The sequence below is a fragment of the Marinobacter sp. EhC06 genome (assembly GCF_001650915.1).
Taxonomy (GTDB): Bacteria; Pseudomonadota; Gammaproteobacteria; order Pseudomonadales; family Oleiphilaceae; genus Marinobacter.
In genome coordinates this window covers 12,619-26,924 of sequence record NZ_LXYO01000023.1, presented here as the reverse complement: position 1 = coordinate 26,924, position 14,306 = coordinate 12,619, and the positions used below count along the sequence as shown (strand labels likewise).

The 14,306-nt window shown below is 53.9% G+C and carries 12 protein-coding genes; 1 reads left to right on the top strand and 11 read right to left on the bottom strand.

Annotated elements, in window-relative coordinates; all coding sequences use genetic code 11:
* Positions 1–85: 85 nt before the first annotated feature.
* From A8B84_RS10090 to A8B84_RS10050, 9 genes are all read right to left on the bottom strand, one after another.
* Complete coding sequence (locus A8B84_RS10090) at positions 86–1,315, bottom strand: sensor histidine kinase (protein WP_064229073.1); 1,230 nt, start codon at positions 1,313–1,315, stop codon at positions 86–88.
* Positions 1,315–1,992 (bottom strand): response regulator transcription factor, encoded by a 678-nt coding sequence (locus A8B84_RS10085; RefSeq protein WP_064230054.1) that lies wholly within the window; start codon positions 1,990–1,992, stop codon positions 1,315–1,317. The genes A8B84_RS10090 and A8B84_RS10085 overlap by 1 nt, the downstream gene beginning before the upstream one ends.
* Positions 1,993–2,046: 54 nt before the next feature.
* The gene (locus A8B84_RS10080; RefSeq protein WP_161487089.1) at positions 2,047–3,216 is read right to left on the bottom strand and encodes a tetratricopeptide repeat protein; all 1,170 of its coding nucleotides are present in this window, start codon (positions 3,214–3,216) and stop codon (positions 2,047–2,049) included.
* Between the two features lie 143 nt (positions 3,217–3,359).
* Complete coding sequence (locus tag A8B84_RS10075; RefSeq protein WP_064229071.1) at positions 3,360–3,974, bottom strand: energy transducer TonB; 615 nt, start codon at positions 3,972–3,974, stop codon at positions 3,360–3,362.
* A gap of 15 nt (positions 3,975–3,989) precedes the next feature.
* Complete coding sequence (locus A8B84_RS10070) at positions 3,990–4,400, bottom strand: ExbD/TolR family protein (protein WP_064229070.1); 411 nt, start codon at positions 4,398–4,400, stop codon at positions 3,990–3,992.
* A 22-nt stretch (positions 4,401–4,422) separates the two neighbouring features.
* The gene (locus tag A8B84_RS10065) at positions 4,423–4,947 is read right to left on the bottom strand and encodes a MotA/TolQ/ExbB proton channel family protein (protein ID WP_064229069.1); all 525 of its coding nucleotides are present in this window, start codon (positions 4,945–4,947) and stop codon (positions 4,423–4,425) included.
* Positions 4,931–6,313 (bottom strand): MotA/TolQ/ExbB proton channel family protein, encoded by a 1,383-nt coding sequence (locus A8B84_RS10060; RefSeq protein ID WP_064229068.1) that lies wholly within the window; start codon positions 6,311–6,313, stop codon positions 4,931–4,933. The genes A8B84_RS10065 and A8B84_RS10060 overlap by 17 nt, the downstream gene beginning before the upstream one ends.
* Positions 6,310–7,101: a DUF3450 domain-containing protein gene (locus A8B84_RS10055; RefSeq protein ID WP_064229067.1), complete on the bottom strand. Its 792-nt coding sequence runs from the start codon at positions 7,099–7,101 to the stop codon at positions 6,310–6,312. Before A8B84_RS10055 ends, A8B84_RS10060 begins: the two co-directional genes overlap by 4 nt.
* Positions 7,102–7,113: 12 nt before the next feature.
* Positions 7,114–9,486, bottom strand: a complete 2,373-nt coding sequence (locus A8B84_RS10050; protein WP_227512786.1) for a TonB-dependent receptor — start codon at positions 9,484–9,486, stop codon at positions 7,114–7,116.
* 919 nt (positions 9,487–10,405) lie between these two features.
* Between A8B84_RS10050 and A8B84_RS10040 the strand changes: the two genes are divergently transcribed.
* A complete protein-coding gene (locus A8B84_RS10040) occupies positions 10,406–10,702 on the top strand; it encodes a fumarylacetoacetate hydrolase family protein (protein ID WP_064229065.1) in 297 nt (98 codons plus the stop codon).
* Here A8B84_RS10040 and A8B84_RS10035 read toward each other — a convergent pair.
* Together A8B84_RS10035 and A8B84_RS10030 are read right to left on the bottom strand one after the other, a co-directional pair.
* Complete coding sequence (locus A8B84_RS10035; protein ID WP_064229064.1) at positions 10,691–12,397, bottom strand: sigma-54-dependent Fis family transcriptional regulator; 1,707 nt, start codon at positions 12,395–12,397, stop codon at positions 10,691–10,693. The genes A8B84_RS10040 and A8B84_RS10035 overlap by 12 nt on opposite strands.
* 248 nt (positions 12,398–12,645) lie before the next feature.
* Positions 12,646–14,292 carry a flavin-containing monooxygenase gene (locus A8B84_RS10030; RefSeq protein ID WP_064229063.1) on the bottom strand — a complete coding sequence of 549 codons (1,647 nt, stop codon included), beginning with the start codon at positions 14,290–14,292 and terminating at the stop codon, positions 12,646–12,648.
* Positions 14,293–14,306 lie beyond the last annotated feature (14 nt).

The following is a 14,306-nucleotide window of genomic DNA, read 5'->3' as shown; positions in this document are numbered from 1 at the left end:
GAGCAATTTAGAGCGCCTCTTCAGACGTGTAGGTAAGAGCGATTAACTCAGTGAGCAAGTGAAAATCTCAACTTGGTTCCCCTTTTCACCAGGAAAGTCGAGCGACAACACGCTTCTCATCGGCGACTAGCGAAAAGGACCAGCCATTTCGCTCACAAAGCCGCTGAACAATGCCCAGACCCAGGCCATACCCAGAATTGGCCGCATCAGTTTGCGTCTGCCGCTCGTTTTCAACTTTGCTCAATTGATTGGTGACCAAGAGCTCATTGGGTTTAATTCGAATGGTGATTGGTCCCTGAGCGCTGAGAGTGTGCTCAAACGCATTTCGCACCAGGTTGTTGACTGCAATAAAAAAAGCCTGCGGGTGACCGTCAACACTCGGTTTGGCGAGTTCCTCTACTGCAACATCGACCGATTTTTGGCTGAGCAGGTAGCGCTGTTGATCAACCGCCTTGTTCACCAGCGGCATGACTAAAAACTGCTCGTCATACAATCCATCGTCCGTTTCGCGTGCAAGGCACAAGAACATTTCAATTGTGGTCTTCATATCGAGCGTTGCGCGTCGGACCCGATCAACCGCCTTAGCATCGGCCGCTGACAGGTCGTTTTGTTCCAGCAACTCAAGTGCACCGATTATAACGGTGATCGGCGTCCGCAACTCATGACTGGCAGAACTGGTGAAGTAACGTTCCCTCTCAACAAAGGCACGGATACGTTCAAAGGTTTTTTCGATAGTCCGTGCTAGCACGCCAACTTCATCGTCGCCAAACCGTTTGGCCTCGATGCGCTTTTGATCTTCGACCGAAAGCCGTTCTGGGTTGATGTCAGCGACGGCGCCGGCGAGTTGTACCACGGGGGCGACGGCTTTGCGCATGACGACAATACCAAGCCCGAAGCCAAGAGCGGCAAGCGCCCCCACGGCACCGGTAATAAAGAGCAACCACCACCAATCATCGGATGACGCAGCTTCAATCCCTGCAACATTGAAAACCACAAAGCCGTTACCCTGCCCATTGTCGGTCGGTACGACCGCGACATGCAGTTCAATTTTTTCGAATTCATACAACCCTTCACTCGGGTTTGTTTGGGCCCAACCCCGTAGCGACTCAGGCAAGCTACCAATCTCATCGTATGCGCGAAAATTGTTCGGCATAGACGGGTAGCTCTCCGCAGCACGCTGCAGTTGATGTTGCAGTACGTGGTCTTCGGTTAACTTGATTGCACCAAAGAAGGCGAATCCCCAGGCAACGCTGAGCACAGCCACGCACAAGGCAAACGCAAGCGCGACGCGGGTGCGTAAACTGTGCCGGTACATTACTGGACATCCTCTGCAATGCGGTAGCCGATGCGATGCACGGTATGGATCAGCGGCCTATCAAACGGGCGATCGATTGCCTGTCTCAGCTTGTACAGGTGCGAGCGAAGGGCATCCCCATCAGGCCGCTCGTCAACCCACAATAGCGTTTCGAGATCATCGCGAGCCACGACAGACGGGGCTACTTCCATAAGCCGTTGAAGGAGTTTCAGGCAAGCAGGGCTGAGATCGACACGCCGCCCGGCGCGGTGGACTTGCAGCGTGGACCTGTTCAACGTCAGATCACCGACCGTAAGCAGGTCGTCGGTTTTCCCGTGACTACGTCGATACAATGCCTGCAATCGCGCATGAAGCTCCTGCAAGGCGAATGGCTTGACGAGATAATCATCAGCTCCTGCCTCGAAACCTTTGAGTTTATCGTCAAGTGTGTCACTCGCCGTCAGCATCAGCACGGGAGTTTCGGCTTTAGCCTCAGCTCGAAGCTTCTTGCAGAAGCTCAGACCATCCATCCCGGGAAGCATCAGGTCCAGAACGATAACGTCAATAGGATTCGTCAACGCCAGGTACATCGCGCTGATGCCGTCATAGGCAAAGTCCAGAACATACCTATGCTTTTCAAGGTAGGCAGCGATGTTTTCGCAAATGTCGCGGTTGTCCTCAACGATCAACACTCTCATTGGCGCCACACCAAGAACGTTTTCCATCTGCAGCTCTCCGTTACCAGGGGTAATTCAGTTGCGGGCCAGTTGTTCGCGTCGTTGTATCTCCTTCTCAAGATACTGAATCCAACGACGGGCTTCATCTTTGCTGTCATCGTATTCCGCTGCTTGGCGGAAGCTGTCGATGGCCTCATTCAGCCGGTCCAAATTGTAGAGGGACAGCCCTAGCAAAAGGTAGGCATTGTCGGCCTGACCCAGCTCGCCTTTTTCCAGGCCCTTTCGAAGAAAAGCTACAGCCTGCTCCCACTGATCCAATTGAAAATAGGTTTGGCCGAGGCGCACATCCAGTTCTCCGGTATCTGAAAACTTGGCCGCCTGGATCAGCGCAGGCAGAGATTTCTCCGCTTCCTGAGCCATTGACCAGGCGCTGGAAAGCAATAGAAGGTTGTCCTCGCTCTCTCTGATGCTGCCGTCTTTCATGCCTTTTTCCAGTACCCTGGCGGCTTTGTAGGGTACGCCCGCCTGCAAAAGCAACTGGGAGAGCTTGATTAGCTCCTTTTCCTCATTCAACAGATTCTGACGGTAGGCGACCTCCAGGGCACTGAGTCGCTTGTCTTCCTGGTTTAGCTCACCGTAAACGTCGGACAATTGCATCCAATAGCTCTTCTTCGGATAGTGTTTCACCAACTTTTCCAGCACCCTGGCCATGGCGGCGTAATCGTTCCGTTCGAAGTGAATGGCCCGTAGCAGCATATACCAGTCTTCTCTGGGCACCTCGCCCTGATTTTCCAAAAAGTTGACCGCTTCCTGCGCCGGTTCGAGGGCTTTGGAAAACTGCCCAAGTTGATAGTAGGCCTGAGCAAGGAAAACATAAGCTCTCGGATTGGGGTTGGTCACCACTTCGAACCAGCGCTCCAGAAGCCTGATTGCGCCCTCGTAGTCCTCGCGTACGAAATACAGCTGCCCCAGGCTGTAAAGGGCTTCGGTCTCCAGAGCTTCTGGCAGGTCGCTTTGATTCAGCAGGTTCTGGTAGGCCTGAATGGCTTTGTCGTAGTCGTCTTGGGAAAAATACAGTGAGGCGTAGAAACGCCACATCATGGCGGCTTCATAACTGTTAAGACCGCTCCGGCTTTGGAGTCGATCCAGGGTGGCGATTGCTTCGGCGGTCTGATTTGCGTCGGCCTGTTTCTGCGCTTCGGACAGGGTACTGAACACCCTTTCCCGCAGGGTAGGCGTTTCCACGGTTCTCCGTTCGGAGCGGTTTTGATCGGTTTGTGCGTGCGCCGTCAGCGGCGATTGCAGCAGCACAAAAAAGAGGCAAAAGCCGGCTCGGAAGGCCAACGCTCTGATCAACGACGTAGTTTTCTGGATCGCTTTGCCTGATTTCATTTTTCCAACCGAAAGGTAATTCGATTCTGCACGCCCGCCACATCCACGGCTTCGCCGTTGACCACCTTGGGTTTGTATTTGAATTTCAACGCCGCGCGAACGGCCGCGTCGTCAAATACATTCGGCGGTTCGGACTCAATGATCACTGGGTCCCTGACCGCTCCGGTTCGGGTAACGGTGAACTCCAGAAGGACATAACCTTCAATGCCGCGAGACAAAGCCCGGCGCGGGTAGACGGGCTGTACTTTCACGATGGGCAAGTAGTCCCCGTCGGAGGCACTCAGGCCGAATCCAGTCGAAATGTCCAGGCCGGATTCCATGGCAAGGGGCGGGCCGGATAGGTCAGGTGGCGCTTCGTCCATACGGGGGCTTTCAAACCGGGGCGTGACCGGTTCCGGCGGTGTTTGTTCCGGCTCCGGTGGCTTTTCCGGTTTGCGTTCCCGGGTCTGCACGGTCTCTTCTTGCTCGAGCCGGACAAAATCCAGCATATAGCGTTCGCTGTCATCCTTCAGCTCGTTGTTGGCCGTACTGATAAAGGTGATCATGGCTGCGAACAAGCCCAAGGTCACCAGGCCAGCGGGAATAATTGAGACGAGCAATCTTGGAAACATTGTCAGTAGCAGCCGTCAGTTTTGATTGGCGGCAATGGCCACGTTATAAACGCCTGCCGCACGGGCCGCGTCCATTACTTGCACCAATCGTTCATTTTTGGAGTCCCTGTCGGCCTGAATAACCACGGTGCCTTGGGGATTTTCCGCGTGCAGCCGTTCGATGTTGGCGCGCACGGAGCGAGGGTCCACCTGCCGTTTGTCGATCCAGATCTGGTTACGCGAATCAATGGCCACCAGGATATTGGCCCGTTCCTTCATGACGGCCGTGGTAGCTTCGGGCTTATTTACGTCAATGCCCGCTTCCTTCACGAAGGAGGCCGTAACAATGAAGAAAATCAACATGATGAACACCACATCCAGCATGGGCGTGAGGTCAATGTCCGATTCTTCTTCCTCTGTTTGGAGTTTGCCCAGGGCTCGGCGCATGGATGGTTCCTCTCGCAGTGCGTTAATCGATGGTCAGGCGGTCTTCGATGAGCTCGCTTTCCCGTTGGGCGAAACGTTTTAAATAGGTGATTGCGAACAACCCGGACAGGGCACCCACCATGCCGGCCATCGTAGGGATGGTTGCCTTCGAGACGCCCGATGCCATCACTCGTGCATTGCCGGTGCCCCCAAAAGAGATGGATGTGAACACTTCGATCATCCCGGTCACCGTGCCCAGCAGGCCGAGTAGGGGGCAGATGGCAATCAGCGTTTGAATCAGGGGCAGGGAGGCGGTCAACGATTGCTTGCACCTTGAAACCATCGCTTGCCTGATCTGTCGCGCTTGCCAGGATTTGCGTTCGGTTCGACCTTCCCACTGCGCCAGGGTGTGACGCCGATTCGCCCGATATTGAATCTGGAAAAACCAGATCCTTTCGACGATCAGCATCCACATAATGAATATGGTGACGCCGATGATAACCAGTACATCCCCTCCGGTTTCCAGGAAGATCAGAATGGCTTCATAGGCATCAAGCAGTGTGGCCATGGTCCTGCTGCTCCATCCGTTCCGCGATCAGTCCCGCGCTTTGCTCCTCCAGGGTATGAACCACGCCCTTTGCCATGGTGCTGGCGATGCTGTGCATGAACACCGTGGGAATGGCCACCAGCAGACCCAGAACTGTAGTCACCAGAGCCTGTGAGATGCCGCCAGCCATCAGTTTGGGATCGCCAGTGCCGAACAGGGTGATTGCTTGAAAGGTCAGAATCATGCCAATCACGGTGCCCAACAGCCCCATCAGCGGCGCCGTGACGGCGATGATTTTCAGCAGGGGGATGAATCGCTCCAGGCGCGGACGTTCCCGGATAATGGCTTCTGCCAGTTTCAGCTCCAGAGTGTCTGGATCCATTGCGCGATTATCGTTGTGAACCGCCAATACCCGTCCCAGGGGATTGTTGCTTTTAACGTCAGAGGACTTCATCTGGGATTTAACTTTGCTGCGCGTCACCCAGAGCGTGATGATGCGTTCCAATGCCAACAGCAAGGCCAGGATGCCCACCGCAATAATGATATAGCCGACGATGCCGCCCGACTCGACCCGCTCCCGCAGGTTCGGTTCCTTGATTAGCGCCTCCAACAGGGTGCCCCGCGACGGGTCGATGCCGAACGGAACCAGCTCTCCGTGGTTGGCCGAGGCAAGATTATGGGTGGTTTCGGTAAAACGGCCAGAAGGTTGTCGTACCAGTTCTGCGACCTTGTTGGTGCTGTGGTTATAGCGGAGGTACTTGCCGTCAGACACCAGGTTGAAAGCGCCCACACGGATGACGTCGCCCTGCTGCTCGACGCCGCTCTGATCGACCACCGTGGTGGCAAATCGGACCACCTTCCCGGATTCCGTCATTTCCCGTTGCAACTCGAACCATAGGCGCTCCATTTCCTCGATGGACGCCAGCTGCGAACTGGTGCCCATCTTTTGTGACAGTTCTGAAAGGAAGTCCCCCCGGCCTTTAAACTGCGCGCTGATCATGGAGTTCTCAAAATTGCTGGCCGTGTCACCGGCGACTTGCTGCAAGACGCCGAACAGCTCTTTCAGGGAACCCAGCCGCTCATCAAGCGCGGCCTGCAGTTCTGCCAGTTGCTGTTCATTTTCTTCAAAGGCGTTTTCCAGCTCGGCACTGCGCTGTTCTTCCTGTTCGCGAGTCGCTCTGGCTTCTGCCAGCAGTGCTGCCTGGTCATCTCGGGCGGCCTTGAACCGGGCTTCCCTTGCCTGGTTTTCTCTGACTTCCGCCAGTTTTCCCTGTTTCACTAGGTCCAATAGAGAATTGAGATCCTGAATCGGGGTCGCCGCGCTAGCATTGAAGGCCAGAATGAGGGTGGCGATCACCGGTAGGCATACGCGTTTAATAGGACTCATTGCGCCGCCTCCGGTCCGGGGATGGGTAACTTCAACAGGTTTGGCGCCACTTCCTTACGGGCAATGCGCAAACCCTTTTTGATTGGGGTGTGGTACTTGTCGGGTAGGGACACCCACTGGCGCTCGGTTTGATCCCAGAGGCCACTGCGCTGGGCGTTCTCTGTTTGGTACATGAGCGACACGCGGCCAATGCGCAGAAAATCGACTTCGCGAGGGTTGCCGTCAAGGTTCAGGGTGCCGGAGTATGCTTCGATGGTGCGCCCGTACTCGTTTTCAATTTGATAGGCTTCCAGAACTTTTCGGAACTTTTCTGCGACCGATACGTCGGCGCGGTCCATGAGCGAATCAAGGTACTCAAGCCGCTCTTGGCGCTCCTGCTCGAGAAACGGCACGTCCAGCTCCACAAATTGGTGCAGGCCATCCACCATGCGCAGCATCAAAGGAACGACCTGCCGCTCGATCACCGTTACCCGGTCGATGGAGTCTCGTAGCTGTTCCATCTCTTTCATCTGGCCGGCGATCTGCTTCTCCATTTGCCTGTTGTAAACCCGCAGGCCATCGATCTCTTTAATCACCACCCGGTATTCACTGAGCAGCCTGTCGGTTTGTTCCGCCACGCTGTCGATCCTCTGCTGTGAGGCCTTTGCGGCCTCGTTAGCGGAATTGTTGGTGGCGGTCACCTGGTCCAGGTCTTGAGCCAGCACCGATGAGTTCAGGAGTAGGGCGCTGCAACCACAACACACAAGCATTGAAAGGCGGCGTTTTGCGGACTTATTTCGGGTTCTCATGGTCTCTATCCCTTACCAGGCATAATCCAGCCGCAGGCCAATCAACGGTTCCGCCTCGGCGTCGTCCTTCACTTCGACGCCTCGGCGATAGTCAAACTCGGTGTCGTCGCTCGACGACGTCGCCGTCACGTTGATGACATCGAGAAAGGCCGTCAGATCGATGGGACCAAAGGCGCGCCGATAGTCGACACGAGCGTTCAATGAACCAGAACCGCTCTTTCTCCCAACATTGGTTTCGGTGATCTCTTTCGAGTAACGCAGTGGTTCGCCTGGGCCCAACACGTCCTCGTAAATCACAAACCGGTCATCTGGCCGGCCAGACAGGTATTTGTAGCGCGCGGCGACTTTCCAGCGGTCGTTGATCTCCCAGGTGAGGCCAAGGGTAGCGACGTGCTTTCGATTAAATTCAGCGGCAACATCGCCACGACCGTCTTTCTGGTCGACCACGGCGTCGTTGTAGGAATAGGTAGCGGTAGCGTAAACCCCTTCGGTGATCGTGCCGTTGACCACGACATCCACACCGTAGGACGTGCCGTCACCAATGTTGTCAAACGTACCGTCTGCCCGGTCTTGATCCACGACAAGGTCGTCGAGGATTTGATAGTAGGCCTCCGTTAATATCGACCAGTTGTAGTTGGGGAAGTACTCGACCCCGATACTGCTGTGGGTGATTTTTTCGTTCTTGAGGTTGTTTGACTCGTCGGCCGCAAGCTCCAAGTACCGGGGCGACTGATAGAAGAGCCCTGCGGTCGCAAAATACCGAACCGCGTTGTTCGGGCGCCAATTGACGCTGAACCGAGGCGACGCAAGGTTTTCATCGGTAAAACCGTCACGTTCGAGGCGCAGACCCGTACCAAAGTCCCAATCCCCGACTTCAAAAACCTGCTCGACGTAACTGGCATAGCTTGTTTCCTTGCGATTGAGCGAGGAGTTGATGTTCTCAGGCGTCAGCACGATGTAGCGTTGATTGGGGTCTGGTCTGAAATCATCCTGGTCGTAGACAAACCGGTTCCAATCACCGTCCAGGACCGTGTTGTAGTCCAGCTCTACCTGCGTGACCTGAAGGCCCCCGGTGAACACACCCCATTGATTCAATGTCTCGAAATCACTTCGCCAGCCGATCTCTGTTTCTTCTTCACCGACGGTAATGATGTCTTCGCGAACCGGATAATCGGAGGGAGGTGCGCCTTCGGGTGCCTGTTCCGGAAAGGCTTCGCCCTCTGAACTGATCTTGTCGCTCGCGCGGTAATACACCTTGTTGGTCAGAACGCCAGTGTCACCGACCAATGATCGTAAGGTCAGGCCGTACAAATCGCTGTCTTGTTCAGAATCCTGAAGCGCCGTGTCTTCGAAGTTGGGCGACTCGGCTACGTTAAACACGTCGCGGGTATAGTCTTCGTGAGTATCGATCAGTAGAACTTCGACCGTGTGTTTTTCGTTAATCGGGTTCACCGACTTTACGATGACGTCCCTGATCACGGGGTCACCAATGTCCAGTTCCTCAATGGTTTCGAACAGCTGGCCGAAGTCCAAGCGCCGGGCGGACACAAGCAGAGTAGAATCGTCTTTGATCCCGGTAGGCCCGTCGTAGCCCACTTCATAACCGGCGAGGTCAAGACGCAGGCTTGCTGACGGACTGGGGTTGCCATCGGCAACATCCAGCTTCAGTAGCGATGCCGCGCGGCCGCCATAAGCCGGCCCCCAGCCACCTGGAGAGAACTCCGCACTACTGATGACATTCGGTGCAAAAATTGAGAATCGGCCACCACCGCCAACATCCTCTTCCTCACCCAGGGTCGCATCAAAGTGGACGGCTTTATCGAAGGGAAAGTCATCAACGAACAGCAAATTGTCTCTTGGCCCACGGCCGCGGACACTAAAGCTCGCAAACTCATTAGCGGATGCCAGGCCAGGTAGTCCGTCCAGAGAGAGCAGGGGGTCTGCGCCACCGCCTACGGCACCCCGCAACGCCTCTCTGTCGAGATAAGTGCTGCTGGGTGATTCCAATACTTCCGCTTGCTGACCCAGAACCACCACTTCCTCGATGGGCTGTTCTCGAAGCGCATATTCAATCTTGATGTTTTTGCGCGTGACCACGCGCACGCTTGGCTCAAAGGCTGAAGCGAAGCCGCTCTTGGCTAGGCCCACGGAGTACAGCCCCGGATCGAGCTGCTCAACGACAATACTACCTTCGGAATTGGTCTCAAAAGACTGAGTGGTTCCGGTTTCCCGTTCCGTGAGCGTGATCTGCACAGTAGGAAGAGCGCGATCCGTATTCTGATTCTTGACGATGATGGTCAGCGCACCGGGCGCTTCCTGTGCATGGGTGAAAAGTGGAAAGCCAATCAAGAGCGCCCAAAGAGTCCACCAAGATATCTGTCTCAAGTGCCGGCTCATATTGCTTTCCTCCCAGGAATCGGCCGAATTTATGTGACGAAACGCTGGGAGGTTAACAATGGGAATGTCGCCGAAACGTCGCTGAAATGTGGTGGCTAAATTATGCTTGGACCTATGTCGTCGGGGACAACAGAAAAAGAGTAACTCTTTTGAGCAAGACATCTCTGGGATGTGTTAGAGAGCGCGCCTGAAATTCGGCAATCAGTAAATTCTGAACGTTCGCTTTGCGACCGTAGCGACCTCAATGAATCTTCTTTTTCGGAGGCGCTTTGGTTTCGTTCAGTGCAAAGGTCAGATTGCGATCGCCCCAATTTCCTTCCGAATTTGTACGGACACACCGTGGACACAATTTGGACACCGCCAAATAAAAAAGGCCTGCGTTTTCACGCAAGCCTTTGAAAATAATGGCGCGCCCGATAGGATTCGAACCTATGACCTTTGCCTCCGGAGGGCAGCCTACCAAGGTGTTTTAGTTAGGGGTCGATCGATGTAAAGAGAGGCGGTTCGAGCGGTAACGCTTCAAGTTCGGCCTTATGGAAAACCCTTTTTAAACCGAGATTTGCACGATTTAAGCCGATTGTGGGCACAGGGTTGTCTGGTTACCGTTGTCCGAAATCTCCCAATCTGACCGCTGCCCTGTGGCCTCATTTATTTACTCTACGTAGCTATTCAGTGATAGGCAACACACGAAATTTTGTCCGGTTTAGGGTGTCCTAAGTTGGACAGTATGGCCTATTTCTGAGCAGGTATAGGAACAAGCTTTACGGTTATAGTCAGAGCTTCAGCAAGGTAACTGGATCGTCATCGACGTTTGGTAGGCAATTAAGTATCGGCCCGCCGCTGGCGGGCGGCAAACCTCACCCTCTAAAAGATCATTCTATACACATAGGCCCATCGGCCGTAGATCGTGACTGATGACGAGATCGATGATCCCCACAATCTGGACATGCGCCTCTGGGTGAATGGCGAGCTTCGCCAAAGCACCAACACCTCGGAAATGATCTACAACATCTGGCAGCAGATCAGTTATCTCTCTCAGGTGATGACTCTGGAACCGGGGGATCTTATTGCCACTGGAACCTGTGCGAATGTCGGTATGGCGACTGGAAAACTCTTGCAGCCGGGTGATGTTGTTCGGGTGGAGATTGGCCATCTAGGGTATATCGAAAATACGGTTGTTCCCGAGCATGGATCAATAGTCTGAGGTAACCTTTTCGAGACGATAGGCAAGCTGTGCGCGAGTGAGTCCGAGAAGACGGGCAGCCTGGGACACATTGCCATCTGATTTGTACATGGCGGTACAGATCAGTCTCCTTTCAAAATCTCCGAACTCGAATCCATCTTCGAGCATTGCCTCGCACGTCGGATCCGGCTTACTGAAATGGTGACTTTGCGATTCTTTCAGGTGCCCGCCCTGGGTTATTTCAACATCTGGTTCTTCAGGCCTCTCCAGAGCGGGACAAAGCGATTCGATATCAATGAGTTGGTTGTTGTCCGTAAGGATAATGCCACGTTCAACCATGTTTTCCAGTTCCCGGATGTTGCCGGGCCAGTTGTATTCCATCAGTGCCTGTCTGGCTTTATCGGAGATTCCGGGAATCTTTTTTTGATACTGGGTCTGGAATTTTTTAAGGAAGTGTTCGACAAGCAATGGAATATCATCCCGGCGTTCACGAAGGGAGGGAATATGGACCGGGTAAACATTAAGCCGGTAATATAGATCAGCTCGGAATTTTCCTTTTCTGACGGCTTCTTCGAGGTTTTCGTTGGTCGCTACGATCAGTCGAACGTCAACTTTTCGAGTTTCAGTGCCACCGACGCGCTCGAGTTCCTCTTCCTGCACTACCCTCAACAGGGTTGCTTGAGCACGGGGAGACAGCTCTACCACTTCATCCAAAAACAGGGTTCCGCTATTGGCTCGTTCGAATTTTCCTTCGCGGCTGGTATGGGCTCCAGTGAAGGCTCCTTTCTCTACGCCAAACAGCTCAGCTTCAATCAGATCGGGTGGAATGCAGGCACAATTAATGGCAACGAATGGTTTATCCTTACGCTTGGAATGCAGGTGCAGGCTTCGGGCAAACACTTCTTTGCCAACACCCGTCTCACCCTGGAGCAGCACACTGACGTTGTTGTCGGCTGCTTTTTGGAGCAAGTTCCAGGCCTCTCGGAATCGTCGCGAGTTACCGACGGAATTAACCGCCATATCGTCATGGTCGTAGTGCTCATGTTGGCTGGCCCTAAGTTCGCTAAGTTGACTCTGAAGCGAGAACAACTCATCAGCCAGGGCATCCGGCTGAAGAATACGATTCAACTCTTCGGGGTCTTCCCATTCGTTGGCGGGCTTTCCGACTATTCTACACTGTTGATCTCCCCTAGCCTGGCACTCCACTTCGCGAAAAAGAACCGGGCGCCCCATATAAAACGTTGTGAAACCGCTGGAATACCCGGTCAGTAGCCAGCAAACTGGATTCTCGTTCTGATTTCCTGATGCCAATTGTAGATCGGCTTCAAAGGCCCCATCCCATAGAAACTCTCCGTAAAAACTTCCTTCATCAAGATCGAAATCCATCCGGACCGGTTTAACGTTCACCATACCTTTGATCATGGCAAGTTGTGGACCGGCGGCAAAGGCGTTGGCTGTGCTTAGCTCTGGTCTGAGCTTGCGGGCAAGCTCAGCGTCACGCCAGCCCGAGTGAAATCCCAGGCGCATGAGCAAACCTCTGGAACGCTGTTCACCAATGGTTGCAATCAGCTCATCGCGCAAGTTTAGGAACATGATGCTGTGGACCAGCAACATACGCTGTTCCTGCATCCATACCCTGCCTAACTTGGGCTCGAACCGAATTTGGTTTACCAGATCTTGGCTGGTGGGGAATTTGAGATCGGTGGTTGTTGGCATTGGATCATTCCGGATTGTTGTAATTATCAAGAGTAAACGTTGCCTGACGACAGGAATACTCCCTATCGGAGCAGGAATCGTGCCCAAGGACAAGGACGGGGAGAAGGCGCTGTTTTTTGGGGAGAGGACGCTGTAGTGCAGACTAGCTTCAGGATATAAGCAAATCAATTCATGAAATAATGAAACCTAAAAAACCGGCACCCTTTGGGGTGCCGGGAAAAGGGAGCATTAGCTCCCTGTCAAAGAGGTCACGATGCAATGGCCTCCTGGTTGGAGTTTGCGTTCTTAAGGATGAATCCCGCATACCCATTGTCAGCGACTTCCTCGCAAACCTGTTTGTAGGATGCGCCACCGCCCAGATACACCATGAAGGAGCGAGGCTTACCCGGAATGTTAGAGCCTGTATACCAGGTATTGGTTTTTGGCAGCAGAGTTGAGTTGGCAATGCCTTCCACCACTTCGCGCCATTCGTCTTCCTTGGCTTTTTCAGGCTCAATGGTGTCGATTCCATGGGCTTCCATGTGTCGAATGGTGTCGGCTATCCACTCAACATGCTGCTCAATGCCCAGAGGCATATTGAATAGTACTGAGGGGCTCTGCGGACCGGTGATCATGAAGAAGTTCGGGAATCCGTTGGACATCAGGCCCAGGTTGGTGCGAGGGCCTTCGCTCCAGTAGTCCTGTAGCCGCACACCGTTGCGCCCGGTCAGATTGAGCTTGAACAGCGGGCCAGTGAAGGCATCGAAACCAGTGGAGTAGATCAGGCAATCGAATTCGTAGTTGTCGCCATTGGCCAGCTTCAGACCATGATCAGTAATCTGGCCAATTGCATTGGATTTGATGTCGACCAGAGAAACATTGTCCCTGTTGTAGGTCTCAAAGTAGTTGGTTTCGCAGGGCTGGCGCTTGGTACCGTAAAGGTAATCTGGGCACAAAAGCTCTGCAGTTTTCGGGTCCTTGACCCGTTCGCGGATTTTGTTGCGCACAAACTCGGCCACAATTTCGTTAGCTTTTTCATCGAACAGTACATCGCCGTAGCTGCCCAGCCAGAGAGCAAAACCACCTTCATTCCAGCAGCTTTCTAAATGCTTCTGAACGTCTTCGGCGCTGTCTTGGAAGATGGATTCCCGCATGTTCGGGAAGGGCACTCCGGCCAGTGCCGCGCGAGCTTCCTTACGGAACTCACCATAGTTCGTCTTGATGGCACTGGCCTCTGCCTCGTCCATCGGGCTGTTCTGCAAGGGTGTGGCGTAGTTTGGCGTGCGCTGGAAGACCGTAAGGTGTTTGGCTTCTTCGGCAATCAGGGGTATGGCCTGAATAGCAGATGCGCCAGTGCCGATAATACCGACTGTTTTTCCGGTGAAACTGACACCTTCGTGAGGCCAGTTGGAGGTTGCGTAAACCTCGCCATTAAACGAGTCCTTGCCCGGATAATTCGGGATAGCCGCCGTGGAGAGGGTGCCAACACCGGAAATGTAGTATTTGCAGATCACCGTGTGGCCCCGGTCAGTTTTGATGGTCCATCGGTTGGTGCGCTCATCGAAATCCGACGAGATCACGCGGGTCTCAAAGGTAATGTCATCACGCAAATCCAATTTGTCTGCGACAAATTCCAGGTAATCGAGAATTTCAGCCTGGCCCGCATACTTTTCAGACCAGCTCCATTCCTGCTGGATCTCTTCAGAGAAAGAGAACGAGTAATGATAACTGGAGATGTCGCAGCGCGCGCCCGGGTAACGGTTCCAGTACCAGGTACCTCCTACATCATCGGCGGCTTCGAACACTTCGGCTTTCATGCCCAGTTTGTCGCGCAGGGTATGGAGCATGTAGAGACCGGCAAAGCCGGCGCCTACGACAACGGCATCGGTGTGGGTGGTGTTGGTTTGTGTCGTCATGATACTAACCTCTT